The sequence below is a fragment of the Cytobacillus sp. ABV4_503 genome (assembly GCF_056158445.1).
Genome location: NZ_JBSWTH010000001.1, coordinates 978,293 through 993,337, shown reverse-complemented (window position 1 = coordinate 993,337; position 15,045 = coordinate 978,293). Strand labels below are relative to the sequence as shown.

The window sequence follows — 15,045 nt, the reverse complement described above, 5'->3', positions numbered from 1 at the left end:
ATTGAAAAAAGCTCCGTCACAAAAAGACGGAGCTTTTTTCGTATTATTCATTTTTAGTAAGCTGTAAGGCTTTTTTAATATCCTTAAATGAATTCGACTTTCCATACATCAATACTCCGCCCCTGTAAACTCTCGCTCCAAAGACGGCCAGTAATATAATGGCAGCCAGAAGGATTACGATTCCAAGAATTGGCTCCCATACAGGCAGTGACAGCATCCCCACTCTCATGAACATGAGCATTGGAGTGAAGAATGGAATATAAGAGGTGATTGTAACAAAAGATGCTTCCGGCTGGCTTAAGCCAAACATAGCAATCATAAAGCCTGCCACAACCATCATGGTCATTGGAGTAATCATCTGCTGAATATCTTCAATCCTGCTTACCAGCGAACCAAGAAAAGCAGCCAGTGTGGCATATAGGAAATATCCAAGAATGAAAAAGATGAGTGCATAAGCGATGGTCGAAGCCGGAATGTTTCCAAAGCCAAAGAATTCAAAAAAGCCGCCTTCCATAGTATCAAGGTTTTGTTTGACTGAAAAATAGCCTACTAATAGAATAAGTGCCATCTGTGTCAGGCTAAGCAGCCCGATTCCCAATATTTTTGCGAACATCTGCTTGATTGGAGAAACACTGGATATTAAGATTTCCATGACACGGGAAGATTTTTCAGTTGCTACTTCCATGGCAATCATATTGGCATATAAGATTACTGCAAAATAAATGATGAATAATAGAACATACACAAGCCCTCTTGCCTGATTCAGTTCTTCTTCTGTTTTGGCGTTTTCTTCAAGAGCAGTCTTATCAAAAGGCACCGGCTCATATAGCTTGCTTAATTGCTCTGGACTAAGATTAATTTGGGTGGCAGCCATTTGTGTTTTCAGCTGCTTGCAGCCCGCCCTGCAATTCGGATGGGATGGCTGAATCGGCTATGCTTCTGGCTTTATAGGCCGCTTCAGGGAGCTCATCGGTGCTAAAGGATAACAGTAAAAGCCCCTTATAATCTCCATCTTTAACAGCAGTTTCCCCTTCTGCCTCAGACCCTTTGTATGCAATTAAAGCTATCTTGTTATTTAGAGCATCCATTTGCTCCTGAAGAGGAGTTAACAGCACACCAGTCTCATCGATCACTGCAACTCTTTCTTCATCATCTTTATTAAAATAATCAATAATGCTTGATAAGTTGGCAAGCCCTGCAACAATCAACACAGTTATGAGAGTTGTTGCAATAAATGACTTGGTCTTCAGCTTGCTTAAATAAGTATGAAGAAGGATAGTCATAAAATTACTCATAGGAAGCACCAGCCTTTTCTATAAAAATATCATTCAGGGATGGCTCTTCCAGTACAAACTTACGGACAAAACCCTTCTCAGCAACCTCCCTGAAAATGCCTTCAGCTGCTTCTTCTCCGGAAATCTGCAGCTGAATCCCCTCAGCTGTCTGTCTGGCTTTCACCACTCCCCTGCTATCTGCCAAAAAGCTTAAATTATAGTCTGCATGGATAACAAGATTCTTCCTGCCAAAGGAGCGTTTAATTTCTTTTAGAGACCCGTGCACAACTGGCCGGCCTTTTTGCATGATGCATAAATGCTCACAAAGTTCTTCTACATGCTCCATCCTATGGGAGGAAAAAACAATCGTTGTGCCGCTATCCTTCAAATCCTGTACAGCATCCTTCAGCTGTTCTACATTCACCGGATCCAGCCCGCTGAATGGTTCATCCAATATCAAAAGCTTAGGCTTATGTATAACTGCAGTAATAAACTGTATTTTTTGCTGGTTGCCTTTTGATAGTTCTTCAATTTTTTTATTGGCATATTCGGGAACCTTAAAGCGCTCAAGCCAATATGTTAATTCCTTTAAACAGTCCTGCTTTGCCATCCCCCTCAGCTTAGCTAAATATACTACCTGATCCTTGACCTTCAGCTTTGGATATAGGCCTCTTTCTTCGGGAAGATAGCCTATCAGCGGACTGGTTGAATAATCGATTGGATTTCCATTCCACGTAATCTTTCCCCCGCTGGGATCCAATAGCCCCAGTATCATCCGGAAGGTAGTCGTTTTACCGGCGCCATTCGCCCCCAGAAACCCAAACATCTCGCTCTCGGGAATAGATAGAGATAAATCATCAACTGCAGTAAACTTACCAAAACGCTTTGTTACATGTTCAAGCTCTAATGCCATATCGAACTCCTCCTTTGCCTAATTGGTAATACGGACATAACATAAAAAAGGTTCACTATTTTTTAAAATTTAGCATTTTAATTTACGGCATTTCTTTTAAAAATATTTTGCACATTTATAAAAACTATGCAAGAATAATAGTAACTATCTGAATTTTATAATAAAGGGGTATCTTATTATGAAAACGTACAAGCTAACTGCATTTGAACAGGACGGAGAAAAGATTTTGGATGAATCCTTCCAGGCAGCTACAGATGACGCTGCAAAGAGTATGGGAGAAAACCTTCTTAAGGAAAAAGGATTGGATGAAAAAACGCACCGCTGCACCTCTCCGGCCGGCAAGCTGATTTTGTTTCATAGATAGTAAAAAAGCAAAGGGCTCAGCTCTTTGCTTTTTCTTCTTGCCGTCATTATTTCCCCTTAAATACAGGCTTTCTTTTTTCAATGAAGGCCCGGATTCCTTCTTTGTGATCCTCTGTTTGCCTCATTTTATGCTGGCCGAGCTTTTCAAGTTCAAGCACTTTCAGCAGGAGCGGCCGGTTTTTATCTGCAAGAATTTTTTTTGTCTTAATCATTGCTTCAGTTGGGCTGTTAAGCCATTTGCTCAATTTTTCATCAACAGCGGTATTTAATTCAGCTTCGGCTATTTCGTGAATCAGCCCCATTTGTAAAGCCTCATTTGCAGTCAGCACTTTTCCTTCCCAGATTAAATGCTTAGCTTTATCCTCGCCAATGCGCTGCTGCAGGAAGAAGTGCGACCCTCCATCAGGAATTAATCCAATTCCAATAAAATTCATGGCAAGCTTGCTGCCCTTATCTGCCAAAACATAATCAGTGGCCAATGCCAGGCTTAAGCCCAGACCAGCAGCTGCCCCTGTTACAGCACTTATTGTCAGCTTCGGCATGCTATAAAGAGTTACAACCAGCTCGTTGATACAATCCATCACCACCGGGAAATCGCTTTCATTTGTTTCCAAAAGCATTGTTTTAATATCCCCGCCTGAGGAAAATGCGCGGCCCTTTCCTTTTAATACAACGATATCCACATCATCCATTTGGCTTATATCCTTCATAGCAGTCAAGAGCCCCTTAATCATTTCCACATTCAATGCATTCAATGATTCCGGCCTGTTCATCTCAACTGTGGCTACTCGGCCATCAAGCTGTACGCTGACAGTATCAGTTACAAAGTCTGTTGTCAAAATCCTTTCCCTCCTTTTTGTGCTTCTTTTATTATAAAGAGTATTATTATATTTAAAAAGTGTTTTATCTAAAAATTTTTAATTTTGTCACTTATTCAAGTTTTTGCTGTAAATCCAAACTATAGCAGAAATTAAGTAAGTTTTAACGTTCCAAAACCTGCACTAAAAAACAGCATCCGCAGAAGGATGCTGTACTTGGCCCTTATTACTTTGCATTACCTGTATATTCTTTTTGGACCTGATCTCTTAATGCCATTTTCAGGAATTTCCCTACAGATGTTTTTGGTATTTCTTCAAAGAAAAGAATTTCATCCGGAAGCCACCATTTTGCAAATTGCGGCTTCAGGAATTCATAAAGTTCTTCTTTTGTTGTCTGCCCTTTAAATGGCTCTTTCAGCACAACGCATGCCACCGGTCGTTCCTGCCATTGCTCATGCGGTACAGCAACAACCGCTGCCTCAAATACCGATTCATGAGCCATCAAGGCATTTTCGATATCAACAGAAGAAATCCATTCCCCTCCGCTCTTAATTAAATCTTTTGTCCGGTCAACAATCTTCATAAATCCTTCTTCATCAATGGTTACGACATCACCCGTGTAGAGCCAGCCATCACGGAACGCCTCATCTGTCCGCTCATCCTTGTAATATTCAGAAGCAATCCACGGACCTCTTATAGCCAGTTCCCCCATTTCCTTTCCGTCCCATGCTGCTTCCCCATCCTTGCCGGCAATCTTCATTTCCAATCCGGGTACAAGTATGCCCTGCCTGGCTTTTATGTCCAGCTTCTCTTCTGCTGACAACTCTTCCTGATAGCTTTTTAAAGTCGAAATAACAACAAGAGGGCTTGTTTCGGTCATTCCGTAAGCATGCATGAATGGAATTTTGTGCTTTTGCTCGAAAGCTTTAATCATGCCTTTTGGTGCCGCCGATCCTCCGCAAAGAACCGATCGGAGTGAACTCATGTCATATTTATTTTCATCAAGTTCTTTTAATAGTCCGAGCCAGATTGTCGGCACTCCGGCCGTTATGGTGACTTTTTCTGATTGGATAAGTTCAGCCAGGAGCTTAGGTGTAAAATATGGTCCCGGCAACACAAGAGTCGTTCCAAACCAGACAGCAGCAAAAGGCAGCCCCCATGCATTTACATGGAACATCGGCACTACTGGAAGGGCGATATCTTTCTCGCTTACCGCTGCACTATCTGCCATTCCAAGTGCCATACTGTGAAGGACAATGCCCCTGTGGGAATAGACGACACCTTTTGGGTTGCCTGTGGTTGCAGAGGTATAGCACATTCCAGCTGCCGAATTTTCATCCAGATCATCTGGATATTCATATGCACCGCTTGCTTCATTGATAAGCGTCTCATAATGATAAACCGGCGAAAGAGAAGTCTCCGGCAATTCATCTTTATCAGTCATAATAATGAACGCCTTGACCGTCTTCAGTTCATCCTTAACCTTCTCAATTAGGGGTACAATATCAGAATCAATCAGAAGTACCTTATCCTCAGCATGGTTAATTATATAAGTAATATGCTGAGGTGACAGACGTATATTAATCGTATGGAGGACGGCTCCGCTGCATGGAATGGCAAAATAAGCCTCCAGGTGGCGATGATGGTTCCACGCAAGTGTCCCGACCTTGTCCCCTCTTTCCACTCCTATGTTTTGCAGGCTTTCTGCCAGCTTCCTTGTACGTTCTGCAATCTGCTTATATGTAAATCTCTGAATTCCTCCGGCTGTTCTTGAAACAACTGTCTTCCTTGGAAAATACTTTTCAGCACGCTTTATCATTTGCGTCATAGTCAAAGGTGTTTGCATCATCATTACAATTCCCCCTCTTTAGAAAACGCTTACATTTGGATTCAAATAATTCTATGATCTTTATTACCTATTTCATTCTCTTTATTTTCAGGAATTCCTTTAATATTTTTCTAAATTTTCTAAAATATTTACTTTGAAAAAATCCCCGCCTATTCGGCCAGGGATTCGTGTTTATTAAAAAGTTCTTTTAATATTTTCAATTTCTCGTTTGCATAATGCTCAAAACTGTCATTATACGATTTAGGATCTTTCGGGTTTGCAAAATGAGTGATTTTCCCAGTCTGAGGATCAATGAATTTACTGGAGGCCCCGCATCCAAGCCCGATGATTGTCTGCTGTTCTTCCATAATCATGATGTTATAGATGCTTTCCTGATTCGGAAGGGCATAGCCGACATTTTCAAGATTGCCGAGAATATTTTTCTGACGGTAAAGATAATAAGGATGGTAATTATGCCCTCTTGTCCAATCCTCAGCCATGTCCATCATTTTTTCAATTTCTTCCCGCCCGGCAACTTTATATTTTTGCTTGTTCTTCGTCATTTCCGAAGCTCGTTTAAAGGATAAAGTATGAACAGTCAGGGATTCCGGCATTAATTTCTCAGTTTCATCCAAAGTATGCGAAAATTCCGGCACACCTTCTCCAGGAAGTCCGATAATCAGATCCATATTGATGTTATTCATTCCCATATTGCGAGCCAAATGGAACTTATCCACGGTTTCTTCCACTGTATGGTGGCGGCCAATGGCTTTCAGGGTCTCCTGAATATAGGACTGAGGATTGATGCTGATTCGGTCAATATTCCATTTTTTCAGCACCTCAAGCTTTTCAGGTGTGATTGTATCCGGACGGCCAGCTTCCACAGTGACCTCCCGTATGTTTTCTACATCTGGAAAAGAGTCATACATTTCCTCATAAAGCATATCCATCTCTTCCGCCGTAATGCTTGTCGGAGTCCCTCCTCCATAGTAGACAGTAGTAATTTTCACATCATTTTCTTTCAGCCACTCGCCAATTTTGCGCATTTCAAAATGCAGGCCGCCAAGGAACGAGTTGACAGAACCCTGCCTGCCATTAATCGCATATGCAGGAAAAGTGCAGTACGCACATTTTGTCGGGCAGAATGGAATGCCAATATATATACTGACTTCATTTTTTAAGTCATAAAGATCCGGTACGACAGCAAGCTGCCTGTTTACAATATTCTGCATAAGCTGGATTTTTTCATCTGTAATCAAATACTCTTCCTTCAGCTGCTGATGGGCTTCATGGAGAGGTGTCTGATGCTGTATAGCACGGTGAAGCAATTTTGTGGGACGTACCCCAGTCAGAATTCCCCACTTCTGGGTAATGCCTGTCCAGTCCTGCAAAACAGTCAGATATACATGGGATACTGCATTTTTTATTTGTTTGAAATTCTCTTTTTCTGACTCAGCCGGAACGAATTCCTTCTCAAAATTCGCTGAAAGATTCTTTCCATCTTTATCAGAAAGCTCTGCAATGGCCTTAATGTGCTTTCCATGTTCAAGCTGAAAATTAATTGTCAAATCAGCTGCAGCATTCTCACCCATCAACACTGCACATTCTTCAAAAAAGAGGTTCCCGATCAGCCGGAGCGGCCGATGGAACCGTTCATCCTGTATACCTAAAATTGAAATGTTCAAATCGATCACCTTTTTTAGTAAATATATTAAATGTGCCGATGTCTTTTTTTGACGGCAGCTGTAAAGTGTCTATTTTTCATGTTGACAAACTTCTTTTAGTGTACAGAAATGGGGAAACAAGGTCAATATAGGCGGAATGATTCCTAATGGATTGCTTATATTATTTATGGTTCTTCTTCCTTTCTCCTTTGGCAATTTCACAAAGCAAAAAAAGAGCCGATTACCTAATCGAACTCTCTTTCATTGATTTTATTTTAATAGATTCATTTTCTTCAGAAAATCAATTGGATGCTGCTTCCGGAAATGTTCTTTAACCATGTAGCTTACCCCGTTCTGGTTATTGGATCGGGTCAGCCAGTCGGCTGCTTTTTTTACTTCTGCAGGGGCATTTCCCATAGCCACACCGAGACCGGCGGCTTCAATCATTTCCAGGTCATCTGCCGAATCGCCTATAACGACCATTTGGTTTCGGGATATTCCGAGATGTTCACATAAATAAAGCAAACCATTCAGCTTTGAAACTCCGGCAGGAACGATATCCATCCGCAGATCACCCAGCTTAATGACTTCTACATTTTCAAACATGCCCCTAATGGCTGCCTTGGCATCCTCAAGGTCTCCTTTATCTTCAAAATACACTTCAATTTTTGGCGGCGTGACCGGCTCATCTAGAATGGTGTCACTTAATGAATCCACAAATTGCTGCGAGTAAAAAATGGGATCCCCGGTTGTAAAAACCGTTTTAGCAAGCATATTGGTATTTAGCTTGGTTTTGTTGGCAAGGGAATATTTTTCGTGCACCAGCCTGATTTGACAGGTAAAGCCTTCAAGCAGGCGCACGATTTCATACGTTTCATCTTCCTGTATCCTTTTTACATATATCGGCTTTTCCTGAGAAGCTGCAATATAAGCCCCCCTGTGTGTGACCAGTAAAGAATTGATTTTCAATGCTTTGGCCGCTTTTTTCGCGGATGGAAAACTTCTAGATGTGACAAGTGTTACATAAATTCCTTTTTGCTGCACATATTCAATGGCTTCTTTTGTTGATTTATGAAGTCTTCCATTTGATTGGAGTAGTGTTCCGTCAATATTTAAAGCAAGCATTCTGTATATCATCCAATTTGCCCCCCTCTTCTCGGTGTAAAATTGTCCTATTACACTTTTATGAAGGGAAGGATTGGAATAGAACATGACATGGACAATGCAGAAATTTTTTATAGCTTTTCTGTGTTAGTGAAGGCGTTTGTCTGTTTTCATAGATCAAATGATTTAAAGAATTATAAATTAGTCATTTACAATTTGGATGCTCCGTATTAAGATGGAGTCAATAAAAACTGCATATCTTATTTTGCACTAGGGGAGCTTTTTGGCTGAGAAGAACAATCCGTTCTGACTCTTATCACCCGATCTGGATAATACCAGCGTGGGGAAGTGCAGGTGAACGGCTATCATTTCTAGTGTATTGATATCATTCAACTGCATTTCCTTATGGGAATGCAGTTTTTTATTTTCATTAGGCTCTTTTCGTGTAAATTGTTGTTTTTCGCTTATTAATATTGTCCGTTGATTTCCGCTCCAGGCTGCTCGCTTTCCGCGGGGCGGGCGGTGAGCCTCCTCGACGCTGCGCGTCTGCGGGGTCTCACCTGTCCCGCTACTCCCGCAGGAGTCTCGCACCTTCCGCTACAATCAACTCAGTAAATCATATACAAAAAGCAACAAACCTTGCGAAAATAGCCTTTCATGAAAACTAAACTAGGAGGATGGAAAGATGCAGGAAAATTTTCTATGCGGAACAAGTGAGATTACAGGGTGCAGGTTTTCGATTTATCCAATGACTGACAGGTTTGTGGATGTTATTTTATCTGCTCTAAAAGAAGTGGATACAAGCAAGGTATGGATGGAAACAGATGATGTGAGCACTTGTGTGCGCGGCAGATCCATTCATGTTTTTGATGTGGTCAAAGCTATTTATCTTGAAGCTGCTAAGCATGGTGATCATGTGGTATTTAACGGCACATTTTCAAATGGCTGCCCTGGGGATACTGCCGGAGATGCTTATCTTGCTGAAAATGAAGAGAAGGCGAATGAAAATAAATCTGCTGGAATCAGCCAGGAAGTCGCTGTACAGTTCGCACTGTATCCGATGGGGATTCCTTCATACATGAACGTCATTATGGAGCAGGTCGAGCTCGCAAAGGATCAGGGAACATTTACTGAAGGTGTCCATTATGCTTCAAGATTAGATGGAGATGCACATGCTGTTTTTAAAACGCTGGAAGATGCATTCCAAAGCTGTAAGAAAAGCGATTCTACTCATATTGTCATGACAGTGAATATGTCTGCGAACAGTCCTTCCAAGAAGGGGGCTGTGTAATATGCTCGAAAAATGGAAACTTCGTGAGGTCATTGTCCTGTCTGTACTCGCTGTTGTGTTTGCAGTTGTATACCTGGTGTTCATGCAATTTGGGAACGTGTTATATGGGATGTTTGGCTTAATCGGCTATGATCTGATTTTTGGCATTTGGTTTATTGTTTCAATCATCGCAGCGTACATAATCAGAAAACCCGGAGCCGCCTTTTTATCGGAAACCGTCGCTGCAGCCATTGAGGTCATGATTGGCAATGCAGTAGGCCCTCGCCTGATTCTTTCAGGCATGATACAGGGGATTGGAGCAGAGGCGGTGTTTGCGGCAACAAAATGGAACAACTACCGGACATGGGTTTTAATTGCTGCCGGCATGGGCTCTTCTGTTACAAGCTTTATTTGGGGCTATTTCATTTCAGGCTATGCAGCCCTCTCACCCGGTTATGTAGCTGCCATGTTTTTCGTGAGACTGATTAGCGGCGCTTTGCTTGCCGGATTGCTGGGGAAATGGCTCAGTGAGAGTCTTGCAAAAACTGGTGCATTAAACAGCTTTCCTATAGGAAAAGAGCTGAAAAGGGGAAAATCGGAAAATGGCATTACAGTATAGCCAGCCTCTATTAATAACAGAACAGCTGTCCTTCCGTCATGAAGATGAGAAGAATCCTGTTTTTAAGAATTTGAATTTTAGTCTTTATCCAGGGGAAGCTGTTCTATTATTGGGCCCCAGCGGCTGCGGAAAAAGTACGCTTGCTTTCTGCTTAAATAAATTGTATCCGGAAGCCATTGATGGAGAACTGGAAGGCACCATTTCTTTCAAGGGAAAAATGCTGGAGGAATTCCGGCCAGGTGAAATTAATCGGCACATCGGCATTGTGTTTCAGGATCCAGAAAGCCAGTTTTGCATGACAACAGTTGAAGAAGAGCTGGCATTCGGACTTGAGAATATGAAAACACCTCCTGAAGAAATTGAGAACAAGATTGATGAAGCACTGGAACTTGTTCATCTTCTGCCATTTAAGCATGCCTTAATCCACACCCTTTCGGGGGGACAAAAGCAAAAACTTGCACTCGCATGTGTATTGTCATTAAAACCGGATATCCTGATTTTGGATGAACCGACAGCAAACCTTGACCCGGCTTCAAGCTATGAACTTACCCGCATCATCAAAGAGCTTAAAGAGGAGCAATCCTTATCCCTTCTAATAATTGAGCACAAGCTGGATGATTGGATTGATTTGACCGACCGCTGCTTGGTGCTAAACCGGGATGGCGAAATTTTATTTAATGGAAGCACTGCCGACTGCTTTGATAAGTATGCAGAAGAACTTCTGCTTGAGGGTATCTGGCTGCCAAGCCCGGTAAGAGCCGGCCTATTAGGAAAAAAAGCAGGGATTTACAAAGGGGAAAAACTTCCGTTAACTGATCGGGAATTAATTGCTGGATTTGTAAATCCCTATGCTTCACTTCATATTTTAGATAAAAGGAAGACTATTCATCAAGGCTTTGAAGAACAGGTCATCCTAACCGCAGAGAATCTTTCTTTTTATAAAGATGGGAAGGATCTGCTTAAAAATATTAGTTTTTCGGTTAAAAAAGGTGAATTTGTGGCAATAGCCGGTTCAAATGGATCAGGAAAAACAACGCTTTCCAGACTGCTGGCAGGATTATATGCTCCATCCAAAGGCAATATTCTTTTTAATGACCGCTCCCTTTCCCATTGGAAGGAACAAGAGTTAAGGCTAAAATTAGGTAACGTTTTTCAGAATCCCGAGCACCAATTTATTGCAGATTCTGTCTATAATGAAATTGCCTTCAGTTTAAAAATTCAGCGCATACCAGATGCCGATATACAAAAAATGGTTCTAGCTGTTCTGGACCAAGTGAACCTGCTTCAGCATGCTGACATACATCCTTTTTCCTTAAGCCAGGGACAAAAGCGGCGGCTTAGTGTTGCATCAATGCTTGTGAATGAACAGGATTTGCTGCTCCTTGATGAACCGACATTTGGACAGGATGCCAGGACTTCTGCGGAGCTTATGGGGCTTTTGGAAACAAAGATTCAGAGCGGAGGCTCCGTGTTGATGATCACTCATGACATGGAAATCCTGCATTCCTATGCTGATAAAGTGATTATCCTTTCAGATGGAGAGAAAATTTACGAGGGGGTGCCTGATTCATTGTGGAAGGAACATGAGATTATGAAGGTTGCTTCTCTAAAGGCTCCTTACTCAGAAAAACTCAGGAACGAAATAGGGGCTGTGGAAGGGAGGAAAAAGTTTGCTCTTACATGAATTTAACCCAAGCATAAAAGCCCTGACGGTGGTAGTCTGCGTATTGATTTTATCAATTTTCTTTGACCCGGTAACTCCTTTTCTGACCTTAGTGGTGACTGCAGGAGCTACCTTCATTTTCGGTAAGGTTTCTTTCAAAAGATGGATTTTGCTTTTCTCGCCATTTATCTTCATGGCTATAATATATATTTGGTCAGCTCTGATTTTTTCAAAAACTATTGAAGGAGAAACTATCCTATGGACATGGGGAATCTTCACATTGACTGAGGAGGGCTTTCAGCGTGCCCTTTCACTTGGAATGAGGGTTTTAAGTTTTACCTCGCTGTCCCTTCTGTTCATTTTAACCACTAAGCCGACAGAATTCCTGCTCAGTCTCATGCAGCAATGCCGGCTCCCTCCGAAGCTTGCATATGGAATCATGGCAGGCTATCGGTTTCTGCCATTAATGAAAGAAGAGTTTGAAATTATCAGAAGCGCCCACCGGATCAGGGGAGTACCCAAAGCCCGGACACTTTCGGAAAAAATGGCAGAACTTAAGAGGTATTTAGTTCCTCTTCTTGCCGGAGCAATCCGTAAAGCTGAAAGAACGGCAATGGCGATGGAATCAAAAGGGTTTACCGGAGATAGAAACCGGGATTTCTATCATAAAATCACTGTTTCCTGGAAGGATTGGGCATATTTCGCCTTTTTTATAATAACAGTGCTGGCAAGTGCCTATATTTCGTGGCTATTCGGGTTTCTTCAGCTTTATAATGGCGAACTTTAATAGTCGAGTGTTGTCTATGTGCGCATATTTTTTTTCTGTGCACATAGAGCCAATTTATGTGCGTAAAACTTTTTCAACAACGCAAAAAATACCTTAATTTACCATGCGCCCCTATGAATAAATCTTATTTTCTCTCCTAAAGCTATGAGTGTAACAATCAAGAAAACTACACCAAAGGAGATGATTTACATGGCAAGAAACAGCAATTCTAATCAGCTTTTAGTATCAGGAGTCAGCCAGGCAATTGATCAAATGAAGTATGAAATCGCAACAGAATTCGGTGTGAACCTTGGCCCGGAAACATCTTCAAGAGCAAATGGATCAGTAGGCGGAGAAATCACAAAGCGCCTGGTGCAAATGGCTGAGCAGCAGCTTGGCGGAGCACGCTAGTCCTTCCAGGCAATCATAGTTAAATAAAATGCCGCTTCCAGCCAATCCCGGAAGCGGTTTTTTACTCTCCTATTTAAGCATTTCCAAAATATCTTCCACTGCCTCAAAAAGTGATGAAGCCTGGATATCTGCACTAGTTGGATCAGAGCCGATAAAAACAGTTTTACAGCCAGCCTTCTTGCCAGCCTCAATATCCCGCTCGTGATCGCCTACCATAATGCTCTCAGACAGATCAAGATTGTGCCTTTCCGCCAAATCCACCAGCATCCCTGCATTTGGCTTGCGGCATTGGCACCCTGCTTTCGGTTTATGAGGACAATAGGCCACCTCTTTAATATTACCGCCTATTTCTGCAACAAGCTCTTGCAGCCTTTCATGGATTCTCCTTAGCTCTCTTTCTTTTAAAAAACCAAGCCCCACGCCTCCCTGATTGGTTACAACAAAGATTTCATATCCTGCTTTGGTCAGCTCTGCCACAGCTTCTGCCGCCCCTTCAAGTAAATATAACTGCTCAGGCTTGTTAACGAATTTTACCCTGTCAGATAAAACCTCGTTCAAAACGCCGTCGCGATCAAGAAAAATGGCTTTTTTCAAATTGCAGCCCCCTTACTGAAAAATCAACATCTATCATAAAGGTACCCAAACCTCGTCAAGTTTAATATTGATAATGCTTGTTCTTATAAAAAAACCCCCGAAATCAATTCCGGGAGTCTTCCAATGCTAATTATTCAACTGCACCATAAAGCTCTTCAAGAGGCTTCATGATAATTTTGTTCATTTCTGCAATCATCATGCTCATGCGCTGCTCTGCTTCCATAAGCTTTGAGATTTGGGCGTGCTGCTGTACAAGTGCGACTGTCTTTTGAGCCTGTTCTACTTCTTCCTGTGTAATATCCTGGCCCATCATTTGTTTTTGCTGAAGTTCCATCTGGATTTTACGGAAGTTATCAAACATTGCTTTTGCAGACGGATCTGCATTTACATCATCGTATGCTTGTTTTAGAGCCTTATATTCATCGCTTTCCCGCACCGCTTTTTCTAATTCATAGGCTGAATCATATAAATTTACCGCCATAAAAAACACTCCTTCCGATTCTCGTTCAAAAGGAAAATCCATCTTCCCCATTTTGAACATCCACTACACTATAACAAACTATGAAAGTAAACGCGAGGCGATACCCTTAATTAATCAATATGGCTATAAATCCCTGAATGAGCCCGATAATCCCCCCAAGGAGGACCCCTAAATTAGTAATCATTTTTAACTCGCTTTTTATTATGGAAAAGACCATTTCTTCCAGTCGTTCCACCGAAAAATTGCTGACCTGTTCACGGACAATTTCAGCGAGACGAAGTCTTTCCATGAACATTTCAGTTTTTCCTGAAAGCCAATCAGAAAGCATCTGTACACTTTTAGGAGCCAGTTCATCTATTAATACAGTCCTATAAGGGGCCATAAAAGATGAAATAGGCTTTTTAAATATATTTTCCAGATTAATGACCTTATGGGCAATATTCTTTATTACTGAAAGAATCTGTTCTTTTTCAAGCTGCTCTTCAATAACTGCAGCTTCCATTTCAAGAACTTTACTCCACTCATTTTTTAAAAGGGTTGTAATCAAATCCGACGTTCCCTCATTATTTAAAAACTTTATGATTTCCGGCTGAATTTTATCTGCAATATTGATGTTCCCCATGAACATCTGCAGCATGTTGCTCAGCATGCCGCTGCGTTCACGGACAAAATCATCTGCCATTCTTTGTATTCTCATTTTTCCTTCAATGCTGGAAAAATAATCAATACCCTTTTGAAGGATCGTTGAACTGATTGCCGGGATTTTTTCATCCACTTTATCCAAAAGAGCCTGAGGGATAACTTCTTTAAGGGGGCGGCTGCGATATTCACTAATGATTTTTTCATATTTCTGCTCAATCAATAAGTTAATGCGGTTTTCTGTTTTCGCTTGCCCATCCGCGATTCCAAACGCTTCAAGAATGTCCTCTGCTGATTTTTCCGACAGCAGGATAGTTTCAAGCTCTTTTTGAACCAGCCCAGTCATATCACGCTGGAATTGAGCATTGATGAACTTTTTCTTGATGCTTTCTGGTGTCAAAAGATGGTTAACAACAAGCTTACCCATCTGATCAGCCATTTCATCCCTTCGTTTAGGAATCAGCCCCGGGGTAAATGGAACCTTCCATTTACCTATGTAAACAGCATTATAAGGTTTAAAGAGCATTTTAATAGCCAGGTAATTAGTAAACCCGCCAATGAGAGCTCCTATTAACATCATCAATATTATTGTTATTGCAATTTCCATTCTCATCTCTACCTTCCTTAAGTTACAAGCG

14 protein-coding genes, 1 pseudogene and 1 riboswitch are annotated in these 15,045 nt (G+C 41.6%); of the genes and pseudogenes, 6 read left to right on the top strand and 9 right to left on the bottom strand.

All coding sequences use genetic code 11. From position 1 onward, the window contains the following. Positions 1-43 precede the first annotated feature (43 nt). Together ACXAD1_RS05125 and ACXAD1_RS05120 are read right to left on the bottom strand one after the other, a co-directional pair. A pseudogene (locus ACXAD1_RS05125) lies at positions 44-1,295 on the bottom strand (ABC transporter permease). Then, on the bottom strand, positions 1,288-2,187 hold the full coding sequence (locus ACXAD1_RS05120; protein ID WP_370224982.1) for an ABC transporter ATP-binding protein: 900 nt from the start codon (positions 2,185-2,187) through the stop codon (positions 1,288-1,290). The pseudogene ACXAD1_RS05125 and the gene ACXAD1_RS05120 overlap by 8 nt, the downstream one beginning before the upstream one ends. Before the next feature lie 178 nt (positions 2,188-2,365). On the opposite strand from ACXAD1_RS05120, the gene ACXAD1_RS05115 reads away from it, so the two are divergent. Next, on the top strand, positions 2,366-2,551 hold the full coding sequence (locus ACXAD1_RS05115) for a YhzD family protein (protein WP_206835011.1): 186 nt from the start codon (positions 2,366-2,368) through the stop codon (positions 2,549-2,551). A 46-nt stretch (positions 2,552-2,597) separates the two neighbouring features. Here ACXAD1_RS05115 and ACXAD1_RS05110 read toward each other — a convergent pair whose 3' ends face one another. The 4 genes from ACXAD1_RS05110 to ACXAD1_RS05095 all read right to left on the bottom strand — a co-directional run bounded on the left by ACXAD1_RS05110 (position 2,598) and on the right by ACXAD1_RS05095 (position 7,997). Beyond that, on the bottom strand, positions 2,598-3,389 hold the full coding sequence (locus ACXAD1_RS05110) for an enoyl-CoA hydratase (RefSeq protein ID WP_370224980.1): 792 nt from the start codon (positions 3,387-3,389) through the stop codon (positions 2,598-2,600). Between the two features lie 205 nt (positions 3,390-3,594). Beyond that, complete coding sequence (locus ACXAD1_RS05105; protein WP_370225019.1) at positions 3,595-5,217, bottom strand: long-chain fatty acid--CoA ligase; 1,623 nt, start codon at positions 5,215-5,217, stop codon at positions 3,595-3,597. Between the two features lie 149 nt (positions 5,218-5,366). Beyond that, positions 5,367-6,881: a coproporphyrinogen III oxidase gene (locus ACXAD1_RS05100; protein WP_370224978.1), complete on the bottom strand. Its 1,515-nt coding sequence runs from the start codon at positions 6,879-6,881 to the stop codon at positions 5,367-5,369. A 249-nt stretch (positions 6,882-7,130) separates the two neighbouring features. Beyond that, positions 7,131-7,997, bottom strand: coding sequence for a Cof-type HAD-IIB family hydrolase (locus ACXAD1_RS05095; protein WP_370224976.1), 867 nt, complete (start codon positions 7,995-7,997; stop codon positions 7,131-7,133). 229 nt (positions 7,998-8,226) lie between these two features. Then, a riboswitch (TPP riboswitch) is annotated at positions 8,227-8,328 on the top strand. Positions 8,329-8,649: 321 nt separating this feature from the next. Here ACXAD1_RS05095 and ACXAD1_RS05090 point away from each other — a divergent pair. The 5 genes from ACXAD1_RS05090 to ACXAD1_RS05070 all read left to right on the top strand — a co-directional run bounded on the left by ACXAD1_RS05090 (position 8,650) and on the right by ACXAD1_RS05070 (position 12,693). Beyond that, positions 8,650-9,255: a YkoF family thiamine/hydroxymethylpyrimidine-binding protein gene (locus ACXAD1_RS05090; protein ID WP_206835001.1), complete on the top strand. Its 606-nt coding sequence runs from the start codon at positions 8,650-8,652 to the stop codon at positions 9,253-9,255. A 1-nt stretch (position 9,256) separates the two neighbouring features. After that, positions 9,257-9,853 carry an ECF transporter S component gene (locus ACXAD1_RS05085; RefSeq protein WP_206835000.1) on the top strand — a complete coding sequence of 199 codons (597 nt, stop codon included), beginning with the start codon at positions 9,257-9,259 and terminating at the stop codon, positions 9,851-9,853. After that, the gene (locus tag ACXAD1_RS05080; protein ID WP_474909602.1) at positions 9,837-11,537 is read left to right on the top strand and encodes an ABC transporter ATP-binding protein; all 1,701 of its coding nucleotides are present in this window, start codon (positions 9,837-9,839) and stop codon (positions 11,535-11,537) included. Before ACXAD1_RS05085 ends, ACXAD1_RS05080 begins: the two co-directional genes overlap by 17 nt. Next, on the top strand, positions 11,524-12,303 hold the full coding sequence (locus ACXAD1_RS05075) for an energy-coupling factor transporter transmembrane component T family protein (protein WP_474909601.1): 780 nt from the start codon (positions 11,524-11,526) through the stop codon (positions 12,301-12,303). The genes ACXAD1_RS05080 and ACXAD1_RS05075 overlap by 14 nt, the downstream gene beginning before the upstream one ends. Before the next feature lie 189 nt (positions 12,304-12,492). Next, entirely contained in the window at positions 12,493-12,693 is a 201-nt protein-coding gene (locus ACXAD1_RS05070; RefSeq protein ID WP_009331452.1) for an alpha/beta-type small acid-soluble spore protein, read from the top strand. Between the two features lie 69 nt (positions 12,694-12,762). On the opposite strand, the gene ACXAD1_RS05065 is transcribed toward ACXAD1_RS05070, so the two are convergent. The 3 genes from ACXAD1_RS05065 to ACXAD1_RS05055 form a co-directional block, all read right to left on the bottom strand. Then, positions 12,763-13,287 carry a D-glycero-alpha-D-manno-heptose-1,7-bisphosphate 7-phosphatase gene (locus ACXAD1_RS05065; RefSeq protein ID WP_206834994.1) on the bottom strand — a complete coding sequence of 175 codons (525 nt, stop codon included), beginning with the start codon at positions 13,285-13,287 and terminating at the stop codon, positions 12,763-12,765. 130 nt (positions 13,288-13,417) lie between these two features. Continuing rightward, complete coding sequence (locus ACXAD1_RS05060; protein ID WP_113883461.1) at positions 13,418-13,768, bottom strand: YlbF/YmcA family competence regulator; 351 nt, start codon at positions 13,766-13,768, stop codon at positions 13,418-13,420. 106 nt (positions 13,769-13,874) lie between these two features. Further along, a complete protein-coding gene (locus ACXAD1_RS05055) occupies positions 13,875-15,020 on the bottom strand; it encodes a DUF445 domain-containing protein (protein WP_474909600.1) in 1,146 nt (381 codons plus the stop codon). Between the last annotated feature and the right edge of the window lie 25 nt (positions 15,021-15,045).